General features: G+C 65.0%; 12 protein-coding genes. 7 read left to right on the top strand and 5 right to left on the bottom strand.

Going from position 1 to position 15,946, the window contains the following annotated elements:
- Window positions 1–92 precede the first annotated feature (92 nt).
- A complete protein-coding gene (murJ, locus tag ACR9YP_RS04200; protein WP_474219067.1) occupies window positions 93–1,628 on the bottom strand; it encodes a murein biosynthesis integral membrane protein MurJ in 1,536 nt (511 codons plus the stop codon).
- Window positions 1,629–1,753: 125 nt separating this feature from the next.
- Here murJ and ACR9YP_RS04195 point away from each other — a divergent pair, with 125 nt between their 5' ends.
- Entirely contained in the window at window positions 1,754–2,752 is a 999-nt protein-coding gene (locus ACR9YP_RS04195; RefSeq protein WP_474219065.1) for an adenosine kinase, read from the top strand.
- A gap of 272 nt (window positions 2,753–3,024) precedes the next feature.
- Here the strand turns inward: ACR9YP_RS04195 and ACR9YP_RS04190 are convergent, their stop codons facing one another.
- On the bottom strand, window positions 3,025–4,221 hold the full coding sequence (locus tag ACR9YP_RS04190; RefSeq protein WP_438103864.1) for a serine hydrolase domain-containing protein: 1,197 nt from the start codon (window positions 4,219–4,221) through the stop codon (window positions 3,025–3,027).
- 346 nt (window positions 4,222–4,567) lie between these two features.
- Between ACR9YP_RS04190 and ACR9YP_RS04185 the strand changes: the two genes are divergently transcribed.
- A complete protein-coding gene (locus tag ACR9YP_RS04185; protein ID WP_091898185.1) occupies window positions 4,568–4,888 on the top strand; it encodes a hypothetical protein in 321 nt (106 codons plus the stop codon).
- Between the two features lie 286 nt (window positions 4,889–5,174).
- Window positions 5,175–6,665 (top strand): NAD-dependent succinate-semialdehyde dehydrogenase, encoded by a 1,491-nt coding sequence (locus ACR9YP_RS04180; RefSeq protein WP_474219064.1) that lies wholly within the window; start codon window positions 5,175–5,177, stop codon window positions 6,663–6,665.
- Between the two features lie 150 nt (window positions 6,666–6,815).
- Here ACR9YP_RS04180 and ACR9YP_RS04175 read toward each other — a convergent pair whose 3' ends face one another.
- Together ACR9YP_RS04175 and ACR9YP_RS04170 are read right to left on the bottom strand one after the other, a co-directional pair.
- Window positions 6,816–7,730 carry a phosphoribosylaminoimidazolesuccinocarboxamide synthase gene (locus ACR9YP_RS04175; protein WP_438103866.1) on the bottom strand — a complete coding sequence of 305 codons (915 nt, stop codon included), beginning with the start codon at window positions 7,728–7,730 and terminating at the stop codon, window positions 6,816–6,818.
- Between the two features lie 63 nt (window positions 7,731–7,793).
- Window positions 7,794–8,711: a pirin family protein gene (locus ACR9YP_RS04170; protein ID WP_438103867.1), complete on the bottom strand. Its 918-nt coding sequence runs from the start codon at window positions 8,709–8,711 to the stop codon at window positions 7,794–7,796.
- A 256-nt stretch (window positions 8,712–8,967) separates the two neighbouring features.
- Here ACR9YP_RS04170 and ACR9YP_RS04165 point away from each other — a divergent pair, with 256 nt between their 5' ends.
- The 3 genes from ACR9YP_RS04165 (at window position 8,968) to ACR9YP_RS04155 (ending at window position 13,139) form a co-directional block, all read left to right on the top strand.
- Window positions 8,968–10,125 (top strand): IS4 family transposase, encoded by a 1,158-nt coding sequence (locus tag ACR9YP_RS04165; RefSeq protein ID WP_438103250.1) that lies wholly within the window; start codon window positions 8,968–8,970, stop codon window positions 10,123–10,125.
- Between the two features lie 194 nt (window positions 10,126–10,319).
- Window positions 10,320–11,384, top strand: coding sequence for a helix-turn-helix domain-containing protein (locus ACR9YP_RS04160; RefSeq protein WP_370989836.1), 1,065 nt, complete (start codon window positions 10,320–10,322; stop codon window positions 11,382–11,384).
- 327 nt (window positions 11,385–11,711) lie between these two features.
- Window positions 11,712–13,139 carry a serine hydrolase domain-containing protein gene (locus tag ACR9YP_RS04155; protein ID WP_438103870.1) on the top strand — a complete coding sequence of 476 codons (1,428 nt, stop codon included), beginning with the start codon at window positions 11,712–11,714 and terminating at the stop codon, window positions 13,137–13,139.
- A gap of 197 nt (window positions 13,140–13,336) precedes the next feature.
- On the opposite strand, the gene ACR9YP_RS04150 is transcribed toward ACR9YP_RS04155, so the two are convergent.
- Entirely contained in the window at window positions 13,337–14,707 is a 1,371-nt protein-coding gene (locus ACR9YP_RS04150; protein WP_474219063.1) for an MmgE/PrpD family protein, read from the bottom strand.
- 122 nt (window positions 14,708–14,829) lie between these two features.
- On the opposite strand from ACR9YP_RS04150, the gene ACR9YP_RS04145 reads away from it, so the two are divergent.
- On the top strand, window positions 14,830–15,945 hold the full coding sequence (locus tag ACR9YP_RS04145; RefSeq protein ID WP_438103874.1) for an FUSC family protein: 1,116 nt from the start codon (window positions 14,830–14,832) through the stop codon (window positions 15,943–15,945).
- Window position 15,946: the final 1 nt, after the last annotated feature.

Here is a 15,946-nt window from a genome sequence, read left to right as displayed (position 1 = left end):
ATACGGCCGTCGTTTCCAACAGCGGCGCAGCCCCGTCAAGGGCAATTCCACCTCTCCCATCGGGAGAGGTGAAGAGCCTGGCGCCGAGCGCTCTAATGGCCCGGCCGTTTCAACGCGTTAGCCGCCTCGCGCCAGGAGGCTGCACCGAGGATTTGCAGGAGCAGGCCGTAGACGGCGATCCCGGCCGCGATCTGCACACCCAGTGCGACGAATTTGATCAAGCCATGGGTCTCGGCAGGCACGAGACCGGCGGTCAGCCAGAGCAGGGCGCCCATGGCGATCGCGGCCAGCACGATTCGCGGCAATCGCGTGCGGGCCGCTGCGTCGACCGAGAAGCCGAATTCGGTCGTGCCTTTCCGAAGCAGCGAGAGCGCGCTGCTCCAGGCGCCGGCCGCGATGCTCGCGGCGATCCCGCTCGCGCCAAAGACATGACCGAGCAGAACCGCGAGCGCGACCGTCACCACGAAACCTTTGGCGGTCGCGAGCAACGGCGTCATCGTGTCGCTGCGGGCGTAGAAGGCCGGCGACAGCGCCTTGATCAGCACGTGCGCCGGCAGGCCCAGCGCCAGCCACATCAGTGCGTGCGCGGTAGCCGCGCTGTCCTCGACGCTGAACGCACCGTGCTCGAACAGCAGCCGTACGATCGGATCGGCCAGCACGATCAGGCCGAGCGTGGCCGGCAGCGCCAGCCCGGTCGCCAGCTCCAGCGCGCGCGATTCGGCATGCGCCACCGCGACGCGGTCGCCGCTACCGACCGCACGCGTCAGCTCCGGCACCAGCACCGTGCCCATGGCGACGCCGACGATGCCGAGCGGCAGCTCGATCAGGCGGTTGGCAAAATAGAGCCAGGACACAGCGGAGGGCGTCGTCGAGGCGATGATCGCGCCGGCGACCATTAACCATTGCGGGCCCGAGCTTGCGATCATGCCGGGAATGGCCTTGGCAAAAAAGGCCCGCATCTCCTTGTCGAAACTCACGCGCAACGGCGTCGCAAGGCGTGCGCTTCGCTGCGACAGCAGCATCAGCAATTGCAGCAGGCCTGCGACGCCGACGGTGGCGGCCAGCATCCACGCAGCGAGAACCGCATCGGCATGCCCCAGCAACAGCACCGCGATCGCGGCGATCAGCGCGATGTTGAACAGCAGCGGCGAGAACGCCGTCAGCGCAAAGCGCCCTTGTGCGTTGAGCAGTCCCATCAGCACGGTGACGGGGCCGGCGAAGGCGAGATAAGGCAGCATCAGCCGCGCGTTCTGCACGGCGAGATCGAGCGTGCTGCTACCGAGAAAGCCCGGGGCGATCACCGTGATGATCAGTGGCATCAGAAGCGCAATGCCGATCGAGATCGCGACCAGAGCCGCGCTGACCGTGCCGAGCACGCGTCCGGCGAATGCCGCCGCAGCGATCTCGCCATCGCGGTCGCGGATACGCAGCCAGGCCGGGATCAGTGCCGCATTCAGCGCCCCCTCGCTGAGCAGCCGGCGCACGACGTTGACGAGCTGAAATGCCGCCAGGAACGCATCCGCTACGGCGCCGGTGCCGAGCAGCGCCGCGATCAGGGAATCGCGGGCAAAGCCCAGTAGCCGCGAGGCTAGCGTTCCCGTCGAGACGGTCAGGAAGGAGCGGATCATCGGCCCTTTATAATACCGTTGCTTGCCCGCGCGGGTCCGGTCGTGATAGGCCGCGAGCCAGATTTCAAGCTGACAGGAAGCGGATTTCCGCGGGGATCGCAATCCGCCAAACAGGATCAAGGTGAATGGCTGACGTGAAATATGACGTTCTCGGCATCGGCAACGCGCTGTTCGACGTGCTGGTCAGGACCGACGAGGCCTTTTTGGCCAAGCATGGCATGACCAAGGGCAGCATGTCCCTGATCGACGAGGCACGGGCGGCCGCCATCTACAAGGACATGGGCCCTGCGACGGAAGTCTCGGGCGGCTCGGCCGCCAACACCATCGTCGGCATCGGCAGCTTAGGGGCCCGCGCCGCCTATGTCGGCAAGGTCAAGGACGACCAGATCGGCAAGCTCTATGTCCACGACATCCGCGCTGCCGGCGTCGCCTTCAACACGCCCGCCGCAACGGACGGCCCCGCCACCGGCTGCTCCTACATCCTGGTCACGGGCGACGGCGAGCGCACCATGAACACCTATCTCGGCGCGGCGCAGGATCTGTCGCCCGCCGACATCGATCCGGTCGAGGTCGCCGGCGCCGGCATCGTCTACCTCGAAGGCTATCTCTGGGACCCCAAGAACGCCAAGGACGCCTTCGTCAAGGCGGCCAAGATCGCCCATGATGCCAAGCGCAAGGTCGCGCTGACGTTGTCGGATTCCTTCTGCGTCGACCGCTATCGCGACGAGTTCCTGTCCTTGATGCGCAACGGCACTGTCGACATCGTCTTCGCCAACGAGGCCGAGCTGCATTCGCTCTACATGACCTCGGACTTCGACACCGCGCTGAAGCAGCTGCGCAACGACGTCAATCTCGGCGTCGTCACCCGCAGCGAGAAGGGCTGCATGGTGGTCTCAGTGGAAGACGCCGTCGCGCCGGCATTCCCGGTCGACAAGGTCATCGACACCACTGGTGCCGGCGACCTCTTCGCCGCCGGCTTCCTGTATGGCCTCGCGCGCAACTTCGCGTACAAGCAGTGCGGCGAGCTCGGCGCGCTTGCGGCGGCCGAAGTGATCCAGCATATCGGGGCGCGGCCCCAGGTGTCGCTGAAGGAGCTCGCCGAGCAGCGCGGGCTGACGGGGTAGGGCTCGCTCTCTCCCCGTCATTGCGAGCGAAGCGAAGCAATCCAGTATTGCATCTTTCCGCGGCAGCAGACTGGATTGCTTCGCTACGCTCGCAATGACGATGTGGATTCAGGTGCGCGCCAAACTCTCAACTGTCATCGCCCGCGAAGGCGGGCGATCCAGTATTCCGAGACGGCAGTGATTGAACCGAGAGGCCGCGGCGTACTGGATCCTCCGCCTTCGCGGGGATGACAGTCGTCGTGTGCTGAGAGCTGCGCGGCCGTGCGCGCCCCTCACGCCGCCTTCTGCCCGCTCCCGGCAGCATCGAGCCCGGCATAAACCCCGCGCTCGAAGCCCGCGAACGTCTCCAAACACTTCGCGTCGGCGAACGGCAACAGCTGCATCAGGATCACGCCGGTGACGTCGCGCGACGGGTCGATCCAGTAATAGGTGTTGGCGAGGCCCGCCCAGGCGAGACTGTTCGGGCTGCGCCCTTCCGCGGTCTTGGCGGTGTTGATGAGGAAGCTCAGCCCCCACTTCTTCACCTGCTCCGGATAGAGATCGACGTCGTTGGTGTACATCGGCGCCGCCGTCGTCATCTTGCCCATGGCGAGATCGCCGATGTGGTTCTGTCCCATCGTCGCGACCGTCTCCGCCTTCAGCACCTGGTTGCCGTTGCCGCGGCCCTTGTTGAGAATCATCTGGGTGAACTTGATGTAGTCGCCCGCGGTCGAGTAGAGGCCACCGCCACCCATGTGGAATTCCGGCTCCTGCTCGAGCTCGAACGGCATCGATGCGAGCTGGCCGTCCTCGCCGCGCGCATGCATGCCGACCAGACGCTTGCGCATGCTATCGGTGATCTTGAACGCGGTGTCGCTCATGCCGAGCGGCGCGAATAGATTGTCGCGCAAATACGCATCGAGCCGCTTGCCGCTGACGGCCTCCACCGCCTTGCCGACGAAATCGATATTGGTGCCGTATTCCCAGCGCGTGCCGGGATCGGTCATGATTGGCGTCTTCAGCGCCGCATTCTGGCAGGTGGTGATGGCGGGGATCCCCGTCTTCTCCAGATACATCGCGAGATCGCCGTTCCACATGTTGTAGCAGAAGCCCGCAGTGTGGGTCATGAGGTGGCGCAGCGTGATTGGCCCCTTCGCAGGCCGCAGCTTCGGCTCGCCCTTGGCATCGAAGCCTTCGAGCACCTGCGGCGTGGCGAGATCGGGCAGCACTTCACCGATCGGCGCATCCAGCGACAACTTGCCCTGTTCGACCAGCTGCATCGCGCCGGCTGATGTCACCGCCTTCGTCATCGAGGCGATCCAGAACACGCTGTCCGCGGTCATCGCATCGGGCTTGGACAGGTCGCGCTTGCCGAACGCACCCTGATACAGCACTTCTTTACCGCTGGCGGCGATGGCGACGACTCCGGGAATTTCCTTTGCGTCGCTCTTCTGGCGCAGAAGTTCGTCGATCTGGGCTCGGCTTTGCATGCGTGTTTCCTCCGGTTTGATTATTGTTGGAAGTGATTGATTGTCCTCCCGCATGCTCGGCGCGGCAAGCGCATCCATGTACCTGCGCCGGTCGCGATGTCGTGACTTGACGGTCGGCGTTCCACGCAGGACGACAACGGAGCTGAACTGCAACACTCTTTCACAACCTGCGGTGGATGGCTGCATCTCGCCGTGGCCATGAATGGGCGCTGGCGGTATGTTTCGCGTGTTTGACTCACTTGAAACATTTTGTGCGTTGCGGCGCTTCAGCACGCGGCCAATTGGCCGGTGACGTTAAGACTTGATGCAAATTGGCGGCTGCTGATCGGCCGCGAGGGGACCTCAAATGATTTCGACCTGGAGTGAATGGAAGCGCTATCCCCGTCCCGGACGGGGCGACAATTTGGAGGCGCCGATCTCGCCGGGCATTTACGAGGTTCGCATCGCCGGCACCGGCGCGCTGTACTCCTTCGGGGCGGTCGACAATCTGGCGCAGGCGCTGGCATTGCTGCCGGTCGGTTCGAAGTCATGGTTCGGCCGGCGCGACACTTCGGACGTGCCCGATCTCGAATACCGCACCTGCGCGACCTCCTCGAAGGCCGACGCCAAGGCCGCCGCCGAGCGCATGATCGGGCGCCGCGAGACCTATCTGAGCGGCGCGGCGTAGCTGCTTCCTCGATCGCGATGCCAAACCTCTCCCATAGGGAGAGGTCGCGCCGCAGGCGCGGGTGAGGGGTTTACGCTCTTTCGTGGTCCTGCGCCCCCTCACCCGATTTGCACTGGACGATGCTTCGCATCGCCAGGAGCAAATCGACCTCTCCCCGCTGGGGAGAGGTAAGGGACCTGCGGCCCTCAGTTTAACTCCCAGCAGATGTGCGTTGCGGGGCGGTGCATTGCGCGCCGTCTGTCCCTATATTCCGGGCCGACCCGATCGCGCCCTGAGGAGTAACGCCATGACCCCGACTGCCGCCCGCGCCCCGCAAGCCTCGTCCAATCTGCGCGACCGGTTGAAGGACCCGTCGCTGCTGAGGGAAGCCTGTTACATCGACGGCGCCTGGACCGGCTCGCCGGTCTTCGCCGTCAATAATCCCGCGACCGGCGTCGAGCTCGCCAAGGTTCCGCAGCTCGGCGCGGACGATACCACCAAAGCGGTCGAAGCCGCCGAGCGCGCGTTCCCGGCCTGGGCCAAGCTCACCGCCAAGCAGCGCTCCAACATCTTGCGCAAATGGTTCGAGCTGATCGTCGCCAACCGCGAGGATCTCGCGCTGATCCTCACTTCCGAGCAGGGCAAGCCGCTCACCGAGGCGCTCGGCGAGGTCGATATCGGCGGCGCCTATGTCGAGTTCTTCGCCGAGGAGGCGAGGCGCGTCTATGGCGAGACCATCCCGACGCAGCGGAGCGACGCGCGCTTGCTCGCGATCAAGCAGCCGATCGGCGTCTGCGGCGCGATCACGCCGTGGAATTTCCCGAACTCGATGATCACGCGAAAAGTCTCGCCGGCGCTGGCGGCCGGCTGCACCGTGGTGTTGAAGCCCGCCAACGAGACGCCGCTGTCCGCGCTCGCGCTCGCGGCTCTTGCCGAGAAGGCCGGCGTGCCCAAGGGCGTGTTCAACATCGTCACCGGTGACGCGCCGCCGATCGGTAAGGTGCTGTGCGAGCATCCGGCGGTTCGTTTCGTCGGCTTCACCGGCTCGACCGCCGTCGGCAAGATCCTCTACCAGCAGGCCTCCGTCGGCGTGAAGCGGCTCGGCCTCGAGCTTGGCGGCAACGCGCCGTTCGTGGTGTTCGACGATGCCGATATCGACGCCGCGGTCGAAGGCGCCATCGTCTCGAAATACCGCAACATGGGCCAGACCTGCGTTTGCGCCAACCGCCTCTATGCCCAGGATGGCATCTACGACGAGTTCGTGCAGAAGCTGTCGAAGAAGGTCGCGACGATGAAGATCGGCGACGGCACCGAGGGTGGCGTCACGCAGGGTCCGCTGATCAACATGAAGGCGGTCGACAAGGTCGAGCGCCACATCGCCGACGCCGTCAAGCGCGGCGCCAAGGTCGTCACCGGCGGCAAGCGCAGCGAGCTCGGACGCTCGTTCTTCGAACCGACGGTGCTGGCCGACGTCAAGCCGGACTCGCTGGTGTCGCAGGAGGAGACCTTCGGCCCGCTCGCACCCGTCATCCGCTTCAAGGACGAAGCCGATGTCATCGCGATGTGCAACGCCTCGCCGTTCGGCCTTGCCTCCTACTTCTACTCCCGCGATCTCGGCCGCGTCTGGCGCGTCGCCGAGGCACTGGAATCAGGCATGGTCGGCGTCAACACCGGCCTCATCACCACGGAAGTCGCCCCCTTCGGCGGCGTCAAGGAAAGCGGCCTGGGGCGTGAAGGCTCGCATCACGGCATGGAAGAGTATGTCGAGATCAAATACGTGATGATGGCGGGGGTGTGAGGGCGCATCAGTCTCTCCGAGTCATTGCGAGCGAAGCAATCCAGAATCTTTCCGCGGAGACAGCCTGGATTGCTTCGTCGCCAGCGCAAAATTGCTTCGCAATTTTGTCGCGGGCTCCTCGCAATGACGAAGCGAGGTGCAACAGCAGGGCTAAATCTTCAGCTCTTTCCCCGTCACGCGCCTGTAAGCTTCGAGATACCGCTTGCTGGTTGCATCCACAACGCTGGCGGGCAGCGGCGGCGGTGGGGCGTCTCCGTTCCAGCGGCCGGCGCGGCGCTCGACGTCGAGATAGTCGCGTAAGGGTTGCTTGTCGAAGCTCGCCTGCGGCTGGCCAGGCTTGTAGGCATCGACCGCCCAGAAGCGCGAGGAATCCGGGGTCATGACTTCGTCGATCAGGATGATGCGGCCGTCCTTGTCACGGCCGAACTCGAACTTGGTGTCGGCGATGATGATGCCCTGCTCGCGCGCCAGCTCCTCACCGAGCGAGTAGATCGCGCGCGTCATGCTCTCCAGCGTATAGGCGACCTCGTCGCCGACCACCGCGCGCATCTTCGCGATGGTGATGTTCTCGTCATGGCCGCTCTCGGCCTTGGTTGCCGGGCTGAAGATGGCAGGCTCGAGCTTCTCGCTCTCGACGAGGCCGGCCTTCAGCTTCTCGCCGGCCAGCGTGCCGCTCGCGGCATATTCCTTCCAGGCCGACCCCGAGAGGTAGCCGCGTATCACGCATTCGATCGGAAATACGGTGGTGCGCTTGCACAGCATGGCGCGGCCGAGAGTCTCGGCGCGGTGGGGCATCAAGGCCGGCACGGCCGCGATGATCGCGTCGGTGTCGGCGCTGATCATGTGATGCGGCACCACGCCTTCGAGCTCGTTGAACCAGAACGCGCTGATTTGAGTCAGCACCGCGCCCTTCATCGGGATGGTCTCGTCCATCACGACGTCGAAGGCGCTGATGCGGTCGGTGGTGACGAGCAGCAGGCGGTCGTCGTCGACGGCGTAGATATCGCGCACCTTGCCGCGTCCGATCTTGGGGAGGGGCAGGTCGCTGGAGAGCATGGTGGTCATCGGCAAAGCCTTCGCGCAAGAAATCCGGCCGCGGCTGACAGTGCGGCCGGAAACCGGATTAGCCTATTCCGGCAGCGGAATGAACTCATGTTCCTGCGGAACTGCCGCGAAGCGGCCGGTTTTCCAGTCCTGCTTGGCCTGCTCGATCCGCTCCTTGCTGGAGGAGACGAAATTCCACCAGATGTGGCGCGGACCCTCCAGTGCATCGCCGCCGAGAAACATCATCCGGGTCGCCTTCAGTGGCTTCACGGTGATGCGGTCGCCCGGACGGAAGATCAGCAGCCGCGGCCCTTCGTAGCGTTCGTTCGCGATCTCGACCTCGCCGTCGACCAGGTAGATCGCACGTTCCTCCTGATCGGGATCGAGCGGCACGCTCGCGCCTTCCGCCGCCGTGACCTCGGTGTAGAACCAGGGCGAGACCATCGACACTGGCGAGGTGATGCCGAACGAGGAGCCCGCGATCACCCGCGCGGTAAAATCGCGCTCGGAGATCATCGGCAAATCGCCTGCCGCATAATGCTGGAACGACGGTGCGATCTCCTCGGATCCCGCCGGCAACGCGATCCAGCTTTGCAAGCCCAGCATCTTCTGGCCCGAGGCGCGTTGCGCGTCCGGTGTGCGCTCGGAATGGGCGATGCCGCGCCCGGCGGTCATGAGGTTCATCGCGCCGGGCGCGATCTCCTGGACGTTGCCCTCGCTGTCGCGATGCATGATCGCGCCGTCGAACAGGTAGGTGACGGTGGCAAGCCCGATATGTGGATGTGGCCGCACGTCCATGCCCTTGCCGGAGACAAACTGCACCGGTCCGAAATGATCGAAGAAGATGAAGGGCCCGACCATCTGCCGCTTGCCATGCGGTAATGCGCGCCGCACCTCAAATCCGTCCCCGAGATCGCGCGTGCGCGGCACGATGACGAGATCGAGCGCATCGCAGGACATGGGATCGCCGAGCACGGGATCGTTGGAGGGTTGCCAGCTCATCGGTGGACTCCTTTTGGCTTTGTTGGATGCGAGACTAGCAGGAATTTGCAGCGCCGTCGCGACAAAGCCGGGGCTCAACGTCGCGGACCGCAATAGCGCCTTGTGCAGAACTATCATCGCCTCACCCACCGCTGTCATTCCCCGCGAAGGCGCAGGGCTGTCCGGGGAATGATTCACTGTGTCGCGGAGCATGCCCGGGTTTTCCCGGCTTGAAGCAGGTACTTTCTGGTTATCGAGACTCAGAAAGGGGCCGGGCATGCGGTTTAGCGATAGCATTTTTGGAAGGCTGCTTGAACCGATCAATCGGCGGCAGTTTCAGACGACTGTGGATCGTTTGGATGGCGACGCCTACGACAAGACGTTCGACAGCTGGGATCATCTTGTCGCATTGATATTCTCCCAGCTCAGTGGCGTCGACAGCTTGCGTGCCCTTGAGGCGATCTGGAACGCCAATTCGCATCATCACTACCATCTTGGTGTCGGCAAATTGGCGCGCTCGACGCTTGCGGATGCCAATGCCCGACGGCCGGTCAGTATCTTCGCAGAAGTCTTTGAGCGATTGTCTGGGCATGCCGACCGAGCGCTGAAGCGGGAGGGTGCCGAGATGCTGCGGCTGATCGATGCGACGCCGGTTCCGCTGGATCAACTCAGCACCTGGGCCGGTTGGAACGGACGTACCCGTGGTCTCAAGCTTCACGTGGTTTACGATCCCGGCTCGGATCATCCGCGCCGTCTGGCGATCACGCCGTCGACGGTCAATGACGTCACACCAGCCCAGCAATTCCCGATCGAGGCCGGCGCCACCTATGTGTTCGACAAGGCCTATTGCAGTTATGCCTGGTGGACACGGCTTCACGACGCGGGCGCCTGCTTCGTCACCCGCCAGAAGAAGAATCTGCGCTTCAGAGCTACACGCTGGCGGAAGCTGCGGAAACAAAAGGGGAAGGGCTTTAAAATCATCGACGATGCTGAGGTAAAGCTCCTCAGCAGCTCCAAACTTGCTGTTCCGATGCGCCGCATACGCCTCAAACGCGATGACGGTACAAAACTGACCCTCATCACCAACGATCTGAAGCGTTCGGCCATCGAAATCGCTGCGCTTTACAAAACACGCTGGCAGATCGAGCTGTTGTTCCGCTGGATCAAGCAGCACCTCAAGCTTCGCAAATTTCTCGGCCGCTCCGAGAACGCGGTCCGTCTGCAAATCCTCGCCGCCATGATCGCCTATCTGCTGCTGCGGATCGCCGCACGCGAAAGTCGTCTAATCATGCCGGCTATCCGCTTCGCAGGTCTTGTCGCCGCGTCGCTGTTCGCACGAAAACCAATTGCCGACATCGACCGACCTCCCAAGGTGAACCCATCCGCTGCCCGCGACAGAAGCTCCCCCGACCAGATCAGCTTCTGTTATGCATAGAATTCCCCGGACAGCCCTGCGCGAAGGCGGGGAATCCAGTACGCTGCGGCTCATCGGTCTAACCACTGCCGTCTCGGAGTACTGGATCGCCCGGTCAAGCCGTGCGATGACAGTTGTGGTGCGGATGGTCCTTGAAAAAATACGCCTGACGAAGGATGTTCGGCTGATTTCAATCGCGACCGTCGCATCGCCCGATGACATTTGCCGCAACAGAACTCGCATTTCGCGCCGCGTCCGTGGCGCTGCTGCTTGTGCTTGGAGCGTCGCTCGTCTCTGATTTCGGCCACGTGCTGGCAGCCCGGCTCGGCGCTGGCTTCGCGATCGGCTCGGCCGCGCATGCGGCGAGCTATTCGGTCGGCGTGTCGTCGCTGGTGCCGGCCTGGCATGCGCCGCTGATTGCGTTGTCGACGGGCAACATCGTGGTGTTCTGGCTGTTCACGCGCGCGCTGTTCGACGACGAGTTTCGCTTGCGCTGGTGGCACGGATTGATCTGGGGACTGGTGACCGCGTTCAGCTTCGTCAACTGTCTCTGGATCGCACCGGGCGGAAACGTCCGGCTTGCCGTCACCGTCGTCAATCTGATCGTGCTCGGTTTCATTGCGCTCGCGGTGGTGCAGACGATCAGTTCGTGGTCGGCCGATCTGGTCGAGCGCCGCCGCCGCGTTCGCGTCTTCATCGTCTGCGCGGCCGCGCTCTATGGCGGGCTGAACGCGCTGCTCCAGATTGTCGTGGCCGGAACGGAGGTTGGCGAACTCGCCGACACGATCAATGCGGGCGTGCTCGCCTGCATCGTTGCGGCCATCGCCTATGCGATGATGCGCGTCGATGGTGCCGACCTGTTTCCGGTGGCTGCGGAGGCCGCGCCGCCGCTGGTTTTGAGCCAAGCCCCGGCGGCAGAAGACGCCGCCGACCAGAAGCTCATCGATGCCCTGATGCGGCTGATGGCGGACGAGCGGATCTATCGCCAGGAGAACGTCACCATTGGCGTGCTGGCGAATCGGCTGAAAATTCCCGAATACCGGCTGCGCCGGCTGATCAACCAGCGCCTCGGCTATCGCAACTTCAACGTCTTCCTCAACAATCACCGGATCGAGGAAGCCAAGGCCGCACTCGCCGATCCCGCCCAGGCCGAAGTCCCCGTCATCACCATCGCCATGGATGCCGGCTTCCAGTCCCTCGGCCCCTTCAACCGCGCCTTCAAGGCGGTGACCGGCGTGACCCCGACGGAATATCGGCGGCTTAAAGCGAGCACGGCGTGATGGGCTCTTCGCCTCTCCCCGCCTGCGGGGAGAGGCCGGAATTTGCGGAGCAAATTTCGGGTGAGGGGAGCCTCCGCGAGTCCGTCTGTCGCCGTCCCCGCGGAGGCTCCCCCTCACCCCAACCCTCTCCCCGCAAGCGGGGCGAGGGGGGTCCACCGTCCCCGGTGCGACAGACCAGCCCGATTTTCAAGCTGTTGGATCTGTTGCGTTATTTCAGAATCGATCAGTCCCGGCCAAATCCAGCCACGCCATTTTCCAAATCCGGCGAGCACATATCCCATGTCTCCTGCTTCGTCCCGGGCACACGCCCCAAGCCGGAGACAGCCCGTGACCCGCCGCCGCAAGATCGTCCTCCTCGCCACCATCGCCTGTGCCGGTCTCGCGCTTGGCGCCGCGCGAGCGCGCGACGTGCCGAAGGTCGCCACCGGCTTTGTCGCCGGCATCCTGTGCTCCGAGACCTTCGTCTCCGGCCTCGATCCGCGGCGCACCTTCACCGAGACCAACGATGCGATGCCCGGCACCGGCCTGATCAGCTGGGCGATGGAGTATCGCGTCGACCGCGTGCGCAAGGACGTTACGGTGACACTATTTGGCCTCGGCCGCAGCCATGCCGTCTATCGCGAGGGGCTCGGCTGCACGCTCGCGCATGGCGAGCCGCTCGCCGAAGTCATCCCGCCGCCGGACGACCGGCAGCCCGCGCTGCTGCCCGAGATCGCCGGTCCGGCGATCGTGCCGCCGCAAAGTCCCGAGCTTGCTGCCGCGCTCGATCGCGCCTTTGCCGAACCCGTGCAGCCGCCCTATCGCCGCACCCGCGCGATCGTCGTAATGAAGGCGGGCCGCGTCATCGCCGAGCGTTATGCCGACGGCATCGGACCGGAGACACCGCTGCTCGGCTTCTCCATGACCAAATCGGTGATCTCGGCGCTGACAGGCGTGCTGGTGCGTCAGGGCAAGCTGAAGCTCGACGGGTCCGCGCCGGTCGCCGCCTGGAAGCATGCGGATGACCCGCGCCATGCCATCAGCGTCGATCAATTGCTGCGCCACACCGCAGGGCTGGCACTCGGCAGCTCGTTGCAGGCCTCGCTCGGCTCCGCCTTCGAGCCGGTGAACCGCATGAAATTCGTGGAAGACGACATGGCCGCCTATGCCGCGAGCATGCCGCTCGCGACCGCGCCGGGCGCAGCGTGGAATTATCACGACGGCAACACCATCCTGCTCTCGCATCTGATCCGCAACGCGGCCGGCGGACATCCCGCAGCTGCTGCACTGCACTTCGCGCGCCGCGAATTGTTCGTTCCACTCGGCATGCGCCATGTCACGCTCCAGCTCGACGCTTCAGGCACGATCGAGGGCTCGAGCGAGATGCTGGCATCGGCGCGCGACTGGGCGCGCTTCGGCCAGCTCTATCTCAATGACGGCGTCGCCGGCGGCCAGCGCATCCTGCCCGAGGGTTGGGTGAGCTATTCGTCCTCGCCCACGCCGAAGGCCTGGGTTGGCATCGGCGCCGGCTTCTGGACCAACCAGGGCGACAGCTTTGGCGCGAAGTTTCGCATCGCGCACGGCTGGCCGCGCGATGCCTTCTTCGCCAAGGGCACGATCGGGCAGTACACGATCGTGATCCCGTCCGAGCGGCTGGTGATCGTGCGCATGGGACGCTCGCCGAACTGGCCGCCGGAAGCAGATGGCGTGTTCGATCTGGTGCGCGATGTGGTGGCCGCAACGCGCGAGAAGGGGAAGATGGCCGGGGCGGATTGAGAGGAGCGGTGCGGCGCTTCTTACCCTCCCCTGGAGGGGGAGGGTCGATCGCGCGCAGCGCGAGCGGGGTGGGGTGACGGTCTATCCTTTGAAGCAGTGCCCGTGTGGAGAGATCACCCCACCCCGCTTCGCATTGCGCTTTGCTTCATGCGAAGCGACCCTCCCCCTCCAGGGGAGGGTGAGCATGCGCGCTCGAGCTATTGCCTCCCCAGCTCCGTCGCCTTCGCCACGCGGTCGAACCGCTCCAGCGTCATGATCGCATCCGCAAACTTCTCAGCGCGCGCGTTCAGCACGGGCCGCGCCAGCGTCAAAAACTTCTGCTGCATCGCCTGCCTGTCAGGAAACGAATTCGGCTCGCCGGAGGGATCGGCATAGAGCCGCTCATGCACGCCATCGTCCGTCGTGATGCTGACGCGGGCGCCGAACGGATGGGTGCGGCCGATTTCGAGCCGGTCGTCCTGCACCACGTCGAACTTGTCGGCGAGGGCGTCGACGGCGGCGTCGCCAAGGCGGTTGTAATCGTCCCAGCCGAATGAGCCCTGGTCGAGCGCGAGCGCGCCGGTGAAGAACATCGAGAACTGGCCGCCGACGATCGAGGTCGGATGCCGCTTGGTCGCGGCATCGCCGGTGAGCGTGATGCCGTTGCGATGCAGGCCGATCTCGACACGCTTGACCTGGTCCGGCGTCAGATTGTGCTCGCGCCGCATTGCGATCAGCGCGTCGATCGCCGCATGGGTGTAGCGGCAGCTCGGATAGGGTTTGACGCCGATCTTCAGCGTCTCGTAGGTCTTGCCGAGCTCGGCCACCGCTTTGCCCGGATGCGCATCGTCGGTGTAGCCGGCGAGCAGGCCGTGCTTGCCCTCGACCGATTCCGTCGCGCCGACGAAATCGTTGCGCGCCAGTGTCGCGGCGATCACGCCGTTCATCGCGGCGGCGCCGACCTGGTAGCGCTTGTTCCAGGCGCCGTTGACCAGAAATTGCAGCGATCCGGCAGCTTGGCTGCCGGAGACGCCGAAGGCGGCGATGATCTGCTGCTCGGAGAGGCCGAACAGTTTTGCGGCGGCCGCGGCCGCGCCATAGGTGCCGGCGGTCGCGGTCGGATGAAAACCGCGCGCGTAGTGTGAGGTCGGGTCGAGCGCATTGCCGAGCCGGCAGCAGACTTCATAGCCTGCAACGATCGCGGTCAGCACGTCGCGGCCCGACGCGCCGACCATCTCGCCGACCGCGAAGGCGGCCGGCACCACCGGCGCGCTCGGATGCAGCGAGGAATCCGCGTGCGTGTCGTCGAAGTCGAGCGAATGTCCCAGCGCGCCGTTGAGCAGGGCCGCCACCGCCGGCGTCCAGGTTTTGCTGTCGCCGAACACGGTGGATTCGCCCTTGGCATCGAGCGCGAGCGCTTCCAGCGTCTTTAGCATCGACGGGGTCGATTCCGCCTCGCTGCGGGCGCGGATGGCGCTGCCGAGGAAGTCCAGCGTCAGCACTTTGGCGCGATCCAGCACCTCCGCCGGAATATCCTGATATTTCAGATTGAAGACATAGGCGGCGAGCGTTGCGGTTTCGTGGGCCATCGTGTTTCCTCGCTTTGGCCGGCAAGTTAGGCGGGCTAATTTCGCCTTTCAAGCGGCCTAGCGGGGGCGGGCATCAGCCATGCTTTTGCCTGGCGCAAGAGGATCGGACCGGGACGTTGACGATGACACGCGCAAGAGAGCTGTTCGACCGGATTCGGGCGCGACGGACGCAATTGGGGCTGGCGATCCGAGTCACCGTGGCGGCGGTAGCCGCCTATGCCATCGCCACCGCGCTGCATTTGCTTTTGCCGCTCTGGGCGGTGCTGACCTCGCTGATCGTGACCCAGATGAGCGTCGGCCGCTCGCTGAAGGCGACGCGCGACTACATGCTCGGCACCATCGGCGGCGCCATCTATGGCGGCGCCATCGCGATCCTGATCCCGTACTCCGGTGAAGCGGGCCTGTTGGGGCTTCTGGTGCTCTCGGTCGCCCCGCTCGCCTTCATCGCCGCGATCAATCCGAGCCTCAGCGCCGCGACGGTCACCGCCGTGATCGTGCTCCTTGTTCCGACCATGCATCACTCCGATCCCATGACCTCGGCGATCGATCGCGTCAGCGAGGTCGCGGTCGGTGCCATCACGGGCCTGCTCGTCTCCTTCCTGGTGCTGCCCTCGCGCGCGGTGCGGCAGATCCGCGCCAGCGCAGCAAGACTGCTCGAACTGATCGCCGATGCCTTCACCGAACTGCTCGCGGGCCTCACGCGCGGCCGCGACAACGACGCGCTGCACCGGATCCAGGACGGCATCGGCACTGCGATGGTCAGCCTCAACGCGATTGGCGCCGAAGCCGAACGCGAGCGCGCCGCGCGGCTGTCGAGCGGGCCGGATACCGGTCCCTTGCTGCGAACCATCCTGCGGCTGCGGCATGACGTCGTGATGATCGGCCGCGCCACCGTGGTGCCGCTGCCGGCCGAGGTGCAGACGCGGCTCGCAGCTCCGCTGACGGAGGTCTCGACCGTGATCGCCCGCTTCCTGCGCTCAGCCGCTGCGGCCTTGCGGGAGGGCGCCGGCGCGCCGCCGCTCCATCCGGTCCACGTTGCGCTCCAGCATTACGCCGAGGCGGTCGCCGCCGTCCGTCACGATGGTCTGATCCGCGGCCAGCCGAGCGACACCGCCGAGCGCTTCTTCGCGCTCGGCTTCTCGCTGGAGCAGATGCACCAGAACCTCTGCGATCTCGACCGCGTCGTCGGCGAATGGTCGGAGGCAGCGGCCGACAAGCCCGCGCGGGTGGCGGAGTGAG

It is taken from the genome of Bradyrhizobium sp. BR14999, assembly GCF_056106085.1.
Note: the sequence above shows the minus strand (reverse complement) of the source record. Positions and strands in the feature narration are given on the sequence as shown.